Source organism: Microcoleus sp. B13-B6, assembly GCF_036705405.1.
GTDB lineage: Bacteria > Cyanobacteriota > Cyanobacteriia > Cyanobacteriales > Microcoleaceae > Microcoleus.
In genome coordinates this window covers 45,920-55,432 of the sequence record NZ_JAUBUJ010000054.1, presented here as the reverse complement: position 1 = coordinate 55,432, position 9,513 = coordinate 45,920, and the positions used below count along the sequence as shown (strand labels likewise).

Genomic DNA, 9,513 nt, shown 5'->3' with positions numbered 1-9,513 from the left:
AATTAAAGCGACTGGACATGGGACACGCCAAATGTGTCGTACCGACAAATTGGGTTTCCCGTCCCGCTATGTTCCCAGGTTTAAGTTTGTTAAAGGTTTTCAAACGGGAGATATCGTCAAGGCGGTTGTAACTTCTGGTAAAAAGGTTGGTATATACGTTGGACGTGTTGCCGTAAGAACCAGTGGTTCATTCAATATTTCCGCCTCGGAATTGGTGTCAGGAATTAGTCAGAAATATTGTTCACTTGTTCATAGAAAGGATGGTTATTCATATGCGGCCTAAACCTTGCCCCCCTTTTCCTCTCGCCACTGACCTGACTACAGGTACAGTGGGAGTCTCCAAGGGGGAATAAAGATGAAACTGCGTCGAAAAACACTATCGATCATTGGCATTACCATCGCTGGACTGACTAGCATTCTGTATGTCGCCTCCTCAAGCATCCTCTTGGGCAGCCTGATCAAAGCAGAGGAACAAGAAGCCACACAGGTTGTCAAGGGAGTGCTCAATGTGTTCGGGCAAACCGCAGATGACTTTAACTCGCGCTTTGCCGATTGGTCGTCCTGGGACGACACCTACAATTTTATCCAAAACCGCAACTCAGAATTCATTGACTCCAATTTAATTCCAGAAGGGCTCGCTAATATAAGAGTTAATATAGCCGTATTTGTCAATACTTCGGGCAAAATAGTTTACGGTACGGGTTTAGACAGCGAAAAGCTGAAACTAACGCCTGTTCCAGAAGCATTAAAACGGCGCATTTCTCTCAGCGACCCGCTGTTGCACCACCCCAACGCCAAAAGCAGCCTCGCTGGTATCATGCTGCTACCGTCAGGGCCAATACTGATTACTTCCCGGCCTATTCTCACGACTAAAAGCACTGGCCCGATCCGAGGTACGCTGATATTCGGGCGCAATTTGGATGCTACGGGCATTGCAAAGGTTTCTAAAATTACTCGCTTGCCGCTAATCGTACACAGCGTGAATGAGGCTAGGTTGCCTGCAGACTTTCAGCAAGTGCGGGAGAAACTGTCGGAAAAAAAACCGATTTTGGTGCGTCCTTTAAGCGAAGAGTCGATCGCGGGTTACGCTTTGATCAGGGATATTTACAACCAACCTGCGCTGCTATTGCGGGTGGATATCCCCAGAGAAATATACCGGCAAGGTCAGATTAGTTTGCTGTACCTGCTGGGGTCTGTAGCGTTAGTAGGAGTTGGGTTAGTCGGCTGCACTCTACTACTGCTAGAGCGTCTTGTACTGTCTCGGTTGAGCAGTTTGGCGAAAGCAGTGAAGCGCGTCAGTAGCAGCCAAGACCTCTCGGTGCGACTACCGGTGACGGGTGAAGACGAGTTGTCCGACCTTGCCCATACTATCAACGGAATGTTGAGTGCGATCGCCCAAGCCGACAGCGAACAACTTGAGGAAAAAGCCCGCTACAGAGCCGTCGTGGAGCAAGCTACAGATTGCATTTTCCTGTGGGACGCTCAAACCAAACGTCTTTTGGAAGCCAATACAGCGTTTAGAGACTTGCTCGATTACAGTCTTGATGTGATTTCGCAACTGACTATTTACGATATCATCGCTTACTCTAAAGACCTAATTGACAACAATATCGAGTTGCTGCTGACGGACAAACAATTCAGAATTGGCGAAGTTCTCTACCGCCGCCGAGACGGTTCCTGCGTGGATGTAGAAGTGAGCGGGAGCGTGATTTCCTACGGCGGCCGCGAGATTATTTGCACGGTTGTCCGCGACATTACCGAGCGCAAACAAGCCGAAGCCGAACTGCGAGCCTCGGAAGAACGGTACAGACTTTTGTTTAAAAATAACCCCCATCCGATGTGGGTTTACGATTTAGAAACTCTGGAATTTATAGCCGTCAATCAGGCAGCCGTCGAACATTACGGCTACACTCGCGACGAATTTCTCAAGATGACCGTTGCGGACATTCGTCCCCCCCAAGAGATGCCGAGATTGATAGAAAATATCTCTCCAGTAGATGCCGGTATTGAGTTTGCAGGTGTGTGGCAGCACCAGAAAAAAGACGGAACAATTATTGATGTAGAAATTACTTCTTATGCTCTGGTATTTGATAGTAGAAATGCTGAATTAGTGCTGGCTCACGACGTAACCGACCGCTTGCAAGCCGAGGCAGAACTCTACAAGGCAAAGGAAGCTGCAGAAGCAGCTAATTTGGCTAAAAGCCAGTTTTTGGCTAACATGAGCCACGAACTGCGAACTCCTCTGAATGCGATTATCGGTTACAGCGAGATTCTGCAAGAAGAGGCTTTAGATTTGGGCGAGGAAAATTTTGTGTTGGATTTGGAGAGAATTCACAATTCAGGCCAGCTTTTACTTTCCTTAATTAATGATATTCTGGACCTGTCGAAGATTGAAGCCGGTCACGCGGAACTTGAATTAGAAACTTTTGACGTGTCGGAGGCAGTTCAAGATGTAGTCCGAACTGTTGAACCGCTATTTTTGCGGAACACTAATCGCCTGAATGTGGAATGTCCTAATAATATTGGCGAATTGTATTCCGATCAAATTAAGTTTACTCAAATTTTGTTTAATTTGCTCAGTAATGCAGCTAAGTTTACTCATAAAGGGACAATTACACTCAGCGTTGAAAGAATTAAAAATGACGAGAATCGTTGGAATTCGGAACAGTTAATTATTAAGTGTACTGATACGGGGATTGGGATTACTCCTGAACAGCTACAAAAGTTATTTCAACCTTTTACGCAAGCTGATGCTTCGACTACCCGCAAGTACGGAGGTACGGGTTTGGGTTTGTCAATAGCGCAGAAATACTCTCATATGCTGGGGGGAGAAATTACTGTGAGTAGCGAGTTTGGCAAGGGGTCAACTTTTACTCTGATGTTGCCAGCATAGCTCGATTTTAGATGTTATAGCAATCCTAAATGATTCAGATAAATTTGTAGGGGTAGTGCTACCCCTACTCCCCGTGCCTACCCCCTATCTATCGGGCAACCACGGGGAGTAGGGGTCGGATTGCCCCTACAATAATTATGAGAATGATTTAGGATTGCTATAGATGTTAGATGTTAGATGTTAGATTGGGTAAAAAGTCCTGACTAGAAACAACATAAATACGGTTTGTAGTCAGGCTTCAGTCAACTCCCAATCAGCTTTTAGCTAATTAGGACTAAACTTTTGAAGACCAACAACTTTAATACTCAATACCTGCTTGAGCTTTAATGCCTTGTTCTCGGAATGGATGCTTAACTAAAGTCATTTCTGTCACCAAGTCTGCCCGTTCGATTAGCGCTGGCGGGGCGCCTCGGCCTGTTAAAATAATGTGGGTTTCTTCGGGTTTTTGGTCTAACCCGGAAAGCACTTGCTCGACTTGCAAATAACCTAGTTTTAATGCTATATTAACTTCATCTAGAAGAACTAATTTAAATTCGGGATTGCAGATAAAAGTTAAAGATTTTTCCCAGGCTTTTTGAGCTGTTTCGATATCTCGATCGCGGTCTTGCGTGTCCCAGGTAAAGCCTTCTCCCATTGCGTGGAATTCTAGCTGTTTTTCCCAGAGTTGAAAAACGGCTTTCTCTGCGGGTTCCCAAGCTCCTTTGATAAATTGTACTATGGCGACGCGGTATCCGTGACCGAGCGATCGCACAACCATTCCCAAGGCAGCCGTGGTTTTGCCTTTACCGTTACCCGTATTGACTATAATTAAACCTTTTTCTTTGGAGGAGTTAGCGATTCGCTGTGATTGCACTTCTTGGCGTCGCTGCATTTTCTGTTTGTGTTGTTCGGCTGTTAAGCCAGTGGGTGCAGTAGTTTCTGTATTGGTTTCCATGAGATTTTTTTTAACCGCAGATGAACGCAAATAAACGCTGACAGATGCAGGATGTCTAGTTATTGCCACAGTGTTTTCAAGTTTAGCACGAAACCGGGCAAAACATCTTCTCCCGATAGTTCTGTTGGACATTCCAAAACTTCTATTTCTTGTCCTTGGCGATAGATTTCGACTCTCCGGGTTTTGCGGTTGATTAACCAGCCTAATTTTACTTGGTTATTCATGTATTCTTGCATTTTGTCTTGAGTATCTTTTAAACTGTCCGTTGGCGACATTAACTCTAAGACAAAATCCGGGGCAATGGGAGGAAATTTTTGTTTTTGTTCGGGAGTGAGTGCATCCCATCTTGATTTTTCAATCCAAGAGACATCGGGAGAACGGTTTGCACCGCTGGGCAGTTTGAAGCAAGTTGAAGAATCGAAACAAATTCCCAGTTGAGTTTGTCTGTTCCAAATTCCAAAATCAGTAGCTATTTCAAAATTGTAATTTCCGGTTTCTCCTCCTGTGGGTGGCATGACGATTATTTCTCCTTTGGCGTTGCGTTCAAATTTGACATCGGGGTTTTCGCGACACAGTTGATAAAATTGGTCGTCGGTTATTTTGGCGATCGAGTTGAAGTTGATGGTAACTGCTATCATGGTATTTTATCAGGATGCGTTGGGACTTTTAAGCCAGATTATGTATATGAAGGCGGCTCAATGCCGAGCGATGCAGATGCTGTAAATATTATTAATGGTTAAGAGGATTTAATGGATATCTTTTTATGCACTTTGGCTCATTATATCACATCCTTATAACTAGCTATTAATAGTTTTATCAAATGCTTTTTGGAGGAAACACTTACAGACATACCAATAATAAAATGCAATGTTGATTTCGCTAAGCAATTTAGGTATTCCCTCTAGTAAACTGGAGAATATCTTGTTTTTTATATGCAGGGAATCAACGCCGATCGCAAAAAACAACAAGCCTACACCCGCTAACAATATTTGGTAGGGAGTTAACTGTAGTTCTCGCCGAAAAAACCATCCGTAGGATGACAAAACCACGGCGTATAAAAGACTTACTCCGAGCTTAGGAATTCCCCCGGCTACCATATATATATGAATTCTGTAAATTTCATTTAGTAAAAATCCACCTGTTAATAAAGCCGAAAACAGAATAAATCGATTTTCTGAAGTGCGCGGTTGAATACTTCGAGCTAATTTATAGGTGAAAGTACAAACAATGACGGGTACAGAACATAAAATTTGGAAAGTCCGAGTTAACAAAGCGACATTGGGATGGGGATAAGAATAAGGCGGCAAGAATAAATCGCTGACTTTTAACCCGGAAAGTTGAGTGAAAAATATCAGTATCGCCACCAATAATAAGGAGAAACAATTGAGGCGAACAACAAAGCGAGAAATAGTCATAAGCAATTAATCCCCAAAATTAGGTTTACTGCCAAAAGCCAAAAAAATTATATCACCAATATCTCTGGATATTTTGCTAAACTTAATCATGAGTGTTATCAAAACAAGGAGACAGTCATGCTGTCAGTGAAAGAAGCAGAATCGATCGTTCTAAATTTGGCGCAACCCCTCGACAGTCAGCGGGATGTAGAAACTGTAGACTTACTGGCAGCATCGGGGCGCATTTTGGCTGCACCCGTCACTGGTTCCCTGGATTTTCCTTATTGGGATAATTCAGCAATGGATGGGTACGCGGTGCGGTTTGCGGATGTGGAAAACTGTAGCACCGAAAAACCAGCGGTACTCGAAGTAGTTGAGGAAATTCCAGCGGGATATCGACCTCAAAGTACGGTGCAATCGGGGCAAGCGGCGCGAATTTTTACAGGTGCTATAATGCCAGCGGGTGCTGATACGGTGGTAATGCAGGAAGAAACAAGGCGTGAGGGCGATCGTATTTTTATCTTAGTTTCTCCTGAAAAACCGCAAGCATTTGTCAGACACAAAGGCGCTTTTTATCAAGCAGGAACAACTTTGCTAACTCCCGGTACAGTTATCAACGCCCCAGAAATGGCGGTGTTAGCAACTGCCCAGTGCATTCAAGTTCCCGTTTATCGGCGGCTGCGGGTGGCAATTTTTTCTACTGGTGACGAATTGGTATCGCCTGACGAACCTTTGGCACCGGGGAAACTGGTAGACTCGAATCAGTATGCTTTGACAGTTTTGTTGGCACAAATGGGATTTGAACCGATTCGATTGGGCATAGTTCCTGATAATGAAGAGGCGTTAAAGAAGGCGATAGCCGGGGCTGTGGCGACGGCGGATGTGGTGCTTTCTACGGGCGGCGTCTCGGTAGGAGACTACGATTATGTCGAGAAAATTTTGGCAGATTTGGGAGGAAAAGTTCACATTAGTTCTGTGGCTATTAAGCCGGGGAAACCTTTAACGGTTGCTGGGTTTAAAGGAGGTGAAAAAAATTCGGATTGTCTCTATTTTGGTTTGCCGGGAAATCCGGTTTCGGCTTTAGTCTGCTGTTGGCGGTTTGTTGTACCTGCTTTGAGAAAGATGTCTGGGCTTGGCCCGGATGCTTGGGGGCCGGAGTTTCTCAAAGCTAGGTGTAATGCTGAATTGCGATCGCCAGGTCGGCGCGAAACTTATGTTTGGGGTAAACTACATTTAGTTGCCGGAGTCTGGGAATTTGAACCTGCTAGCGGCAGCCAAAATTCAGCGAATTTAATTAACCTCGCCAATACGAGTGGTTTAGCAGTTTTGCCACCAGGGGACACCTGGATTGTACCGGGCGAATTCGTGGAAGTTTTAAAAGTTAGTCAGTAGTTAGTTGTTATTGGTTATGTGTTATTGGTTCGGTATAAGTTCATGTAAAATATTAACAACTAAGTAATCTTCCTTCTTCGGACTTCCATCGGACTGACATCCGTTACATCCGTTACATCCGTTACACAATCCGTTGCCGAACTTCCTTCTTCCTGACATCCGTTACATCCGTTACATCCGTTACATCCGTTACACAATCCGTTGCCGAACTTCCTTCGTATTATGAGAATTTTAATTGTTGAAGATGACCCGATGATGCAACTGGGATTAGAGCAAGTTTTAGCCGATTCCCCAGAGATAGAAATAGTAGGACAAGCAGAAGACGGCTATTTAGGCGTAGCAGCCGCACTGAAACTCAAACCTGATATTATTGTAATGGATATCGGTTTGCCGCGGCTCGACGGCATAGCAGCGACGCAGCAAATTAAAGCACAACTGCCAGAAGTTCGAGTCGTAATGTTAACTTCTCACACGGCAGAAACTGAAATTATTGCTGCCCTTTCTAGCGGGGCTGATGCTTATTGTATTAAAGGTGCTTCCGTAGACAGGCTGTTAGCAGCGATTGCAGCAGCAGCAGAGGGGGCTACATATCTTGACCCTCAAATTGCCCGGACTGTCATCGAACACCTGAAACCGCCGATACCTGCCTCTACAACTACTTTTGGCCAGTTGTCGCAGCGGGAATTGGAGGTGTTAAAATTAATGGTGGAAGGTAACAGCAATCCCGAAATTGCAGCGGCGCTTTACTTGAGTCCAAATACTATTAAAACTCACGTTCGCGGTATTATGAATAAGTTGGCAGTCGATGACCGCGTGCAAGCCGCAGTTGTAGCGCTGAGAACGGGATTGGTGTAAAGAAGTCAGTAGTCCGTAGTCATTAGTCAGTAGTCAGTAGTTATTTGTTGTTTGCTACCAATGCCCCATGCCCTGTTTGGCCCATGCCCTGTTTGGCCCATGCCCTGTTTGGCCCATGCCCCATGCCCAATTCCCAATTCCCAATTCCCAATTCCCAAAAAGTTTATGTCTGAATGGATAGAAATCGGTAAAATTGTAGCAGCTCAAGGTTTGGACGGGGAAGTGCGAGTCTATCCCGATTCGGATTTCCCGGAAAGGTTTATCGAACCGGGGAAGCGGTGGATTTTGCGACCTAACAAAAGTGAACCGGAACCGATCGAGTTTTTGGGCGGTCGCTACATTCCGGGCAAAGGGCTGTATGCTGTAGAGGTAGAGGGTGTGGAAGACCGCGATAGTGCTGAGGCGCTGCGGGGCTGTAAGTTGTTTGTTGAAAAGACCGATCGACCTTACCTCGAATCTGATGAGTTTTACGTCCAAGATTTGATCGGTATGGAAGTTTTTAACCAGTTAACCGGGGAAATCTTAGGCAAGGTAAGTGATATTATTCCTGCAGGTAACGACCTTTTAGAAGTAGAAACGAATCTAACGCCGCCGGAAACTGTCGCCGCAGAATTAGAAAAGCCAAAACAGCCTGAAACTCCCCAAGCAAACGCTGACCCCAGAAATACCCGCAAACCACGGAAAATTCGCGTTAAAGAGCCTAAATCCACAAAAATCTTGATTCCTTTTGTGGAAGAGATTGTGCCAGTTGTTGACTTAGAACAAGGCCGAATTGAAATTGTGCCTCCTCCTGGTTTGTTGGAATAATATCATGTCCGGTCGCTCGATCGCATCTGATATTAGTTATTAACAATTCCCACTTCTCAATTCCCGATATTAATCTTTTCCTCTATTTGTGGCTCGCACTATCAAGTAACTGATGGAAAGCGCGAAAATTGCTGTCGCCAAACCAATCAAGTCGGCTGCGGTTTTTTTTTCCAGGTCAAGAATGATGATTTTTCGAGATACTGCTATCAAAGAAGTTACAATAACTAGCTCTACTTGAATTACGTGCTTTTTCAGATAAGCTGTAATATTTTCCAAGATTTCCAGAGCAATTAAAACATTTAAAAATAACCCAAATATCACAAACAACGTGTCTTTTAACAAATTATCAGTGTGGTTTACCAATTCTTTTGCTAAAAAAATCAGCAAATCGCAAACGCTGAGGAGAATTACCCAAATCATCGCCAGTGATAAAATTTTAGATATTACTACTTCTACACTTTCTGTAAAATGCAGAAAATTTTCATCACTGCTTGACTTGGAAATTTGCCTAAATATTTTTTTCAGCATACCAGTGATTTAGTCTTAATTCTTAATTAATGATTTTGTCATTGTTCGGTACACTTTGCAAGCGTAAAACTCTGCGAGTGTGTAGTTTCACAACGGCAACCGGGCACTGGGGAAGGCGACTCTCTCTGCCTGTTATATTTTATACTTTTTCCTGTCAGCGAGGAATCGATCGCACGCGATCAACTCCTGCTTAATAAATTTTTGCCATAAAAAAACCTCAAACTATTGTCTAGCAATATTTTGAGGCTTTTAAGGCGCGGTGCGACCACTGAACTAACTATCTCTTCTCAACAGAGAATGATTGTTGGCTCCCAGCTTGCCCCGACGCCATATAGAAGATAGCTAAAAATTTAGCTCGGGTGGTTTAGTAGCGACGAGAATTGCCACCGCGATCGTTGTTACCCCAGTTACCACCACCAGAATTGGAACCACGTTCTTCACGGGGTTTTGCTTTGTTGACTTTGAGGTCGCGACCCATCCACTCAGCACCGTCAAGAGCCTCAATGGCTGCGGCTTCTTCGGCTTCAGTAGACATTTCTACAAAAGCGAAGCCCCGCATCCGACCTGTTTCCCGGTCAGCAGGCAACTGAACCCGCTTTACTGTACCGTACTCTCCAAAAGTTTGGTTGAGGTGCTCCTGCGTTACTTCGTAGGATAAATTGCCGACATAGATTGACATTGAACATTCTCCAGAATCAGAGTGTGTAGAG

The 9,513-nt window shown here is 44.5% G+C and carries 9 protein-coding genes and 1 pseudogene; 5 read left to right on the top strand and 5 right to left on the bottom strand.

What is annotated here, in order from left to right; translation table 11 throughout:
- Window positions 1–283 (top strand): annotated as a pseudogene (locus tag QUB35_RS22540) (RNA-guided endonuclease IscB); the annotation flags it as partial.
- Between the two features lie 72 nt (window positions 284–355).
- The gene (locus tag QUB35_RS22535) at window positions 356–2,893 is read left to right on the top strand and encodes a CHASE4 domain-containing protein (protein WP_333143955.1); all 2,538 of its coding nucleotides are present in this window, start codon (window positions 356–358) and stop codon (window positions 2,891–2,893) included.
- Between the two features lie 298 nt (window positions 2,894–3,191).
- Here the strand turns inward: QUB35_RS22535 and cobO are convergent, their stop codons facing one another.
- From cobO to QUB35_RS22520, 3 genes are all read right to left on the bottom strand, one after another.
- Entirely contained in the window at window positions 3,192–3,827 is a 636-nt protein-coding gene (gene cobO / locus QUB35_RS22530; RefSeq protein ID WP_333143958.1) for a cob(I)yrinic acid a,c-diamide adenosyltransferase, read from the bottom strand.
- A gap of 59 nt (window positions 3,828–3,886) precedes the next feature.
- The gene (locus QUB35_RS22525; RefSeq protein WP_333143954.1) at window positions 3,887–4,465 is read right to left on the bottom strand and encodes a Uma2 family endonuclease; all 579 of its coding nucleotides are present in this window, start codon (window positions 4,463–4,465) and stop codon (window positions 3,887–3,889) included.
- A gap of 159 nt (window positions 4,466–4,624) precedes the next feature.
- The gene (locus tag QUB35_RS22520; RefSeq protein WP_333143953.1) at window positions 4,625–5,242 is read right to left on the bottom strand and encodes a hypothetical protein; all 618 of its coding nucleotides are present in this window, start codon (window positions 5,240–5,242) and stop codon (window positions 4,625–4,627) included.
- A 117-nt stretch (window positions 5,243–5,359) separates the two neighbouring features.
- On the opposite strand from QUB35_RS22520, the gene QUB35_RS22515 reads away from it, so the two are divergent.
- From QUB35_RS22515 to rimM, 3 genes are all read left to right on the top strand, one after another.
- Window positions 5,360–6,613 (top strand): molybdopterin-binding protein, encoded by a 1,254-nt coding sequence (locus tag QUB35_RS22515; RefSeq protein ID WP_333143952.1) that lies wholly within the window; start codon window positions 5,360–5,362, stop codon window positions 6,611–6,613.
- A 222-nt stretch (window positions 6,614–6,835) separates the two neighbouring features.
- Window positions 6,836–7,468, top strand: coding sequence for a response regulator (locus tag QUB35_RS22510; protein ID WP_006632834.1), 633 nt, complete (start codon window positions 6,836–6,838; stop codon window positions 7,466–7,468).
- A gap of 165 nt (window positions 7,469–7,633) precedes the next feature.
- On the top strand, window positions 7,634–8,275 hold the full coding sequence (rimM, locus tag QUB35_RS22505) for a ribosome maturation factor RimM (RefSeq protein ID WP_333143951.1): 642 nt from the start codon (window positions 7,634–7,636) through the stop codon (window positions 8,273–8,275).
- A 69-nt stretch (window positions 8,276–8,344) separates the two neighbouring features.
- Here rimM and QUB35_RS22500 read toward each other — a convergent pair whose 3' ends face one another.
- Window positions 8,345–8,803: a phosphate-starvation-inducible PsiE family protein gene (locus QUB35_RS22500; RefSeq protein ID WP_333143950.1), complete on the bottom strand. Its 459-nt coding sequence runs from the start codon at window positions 8,801–8,803 to the stop codon at window positions 8,345–8,347.
- Window positions 8,804–9,167: 364 nt separating this feature from the next.
- A complete protein-coding gene (locus tag QUB35_RS22495; protein ID WP_333143949.1) occupies window positions 9,168–9,482 on the bottom strand; it encodes an RNA-binding protein in 315 nt (104 codons plus the stop codon).
- Between the last annotated feature and the right edge of the window lie 31 nt (window positions 9,483–9,513).

Coding starts and splice junctions, on each gene's coding strand:
- QUB35_RS22535 (WP_333143955.1), top strand. CDS start 356: ATGAAACTGCGTCGAAAAACACTATCGATCATTGGCATTACCATCGCT.
- cobO (WP_333143958.1), bottom strand. CDS start 3,827: ATGGAAACCAATACAGAAACTACTGCACCCACTGGCTTAACAGCCGAA.
- QUB35_RS22525 (WP_333143954.1), bottom strand. CDS start 4,465: ATGATAGCAGTTACCATCAACTTCAACTCGATCGCCAAAATAACCGAC.
- QUB35_RS22520 (WP_333143953.1), bottom strand. CDS start 5,242: ATGACTATTTCTCGCTTTGTTGTTCGCCTCAATTGTTTCTCCTTATTA.
- QUB35_RS22515 (WP_333143952.1), top strand. CDS start 5,360: ATGCTGTCAGTGAAAGAAGCAGAATCGATCGTTCTAAATTTGGCGCAA.
- QUB35_RS22510 (WP_006632834.1), top strand. CDS start 6,836: ATGAGAATTTTAATTGTTGAAGATGACCCGATGATGCAACTGGGATTA.
- rimM (WP_333143951.1), top strand. CDS start 7,634: ATGTCTGAATGGATAGAAATCGGTAAAATTGTAGCAGCTCAAGGTTTG.
- QUB35_RS22500 (WP_333143950.1), bottom strand. CDS start 8,803: ATGCTGAAAAAAATATTTAGGCAAATTTCCAAGTCAAGCAGTGATGAA.
- QUB35_RS22495 (WP_333143949.1), bottom strand. CDS start 9,482: ATGTCAATCTATGTCGGCAATTTATCCTACGAAGTAACGCAGGAGCAC.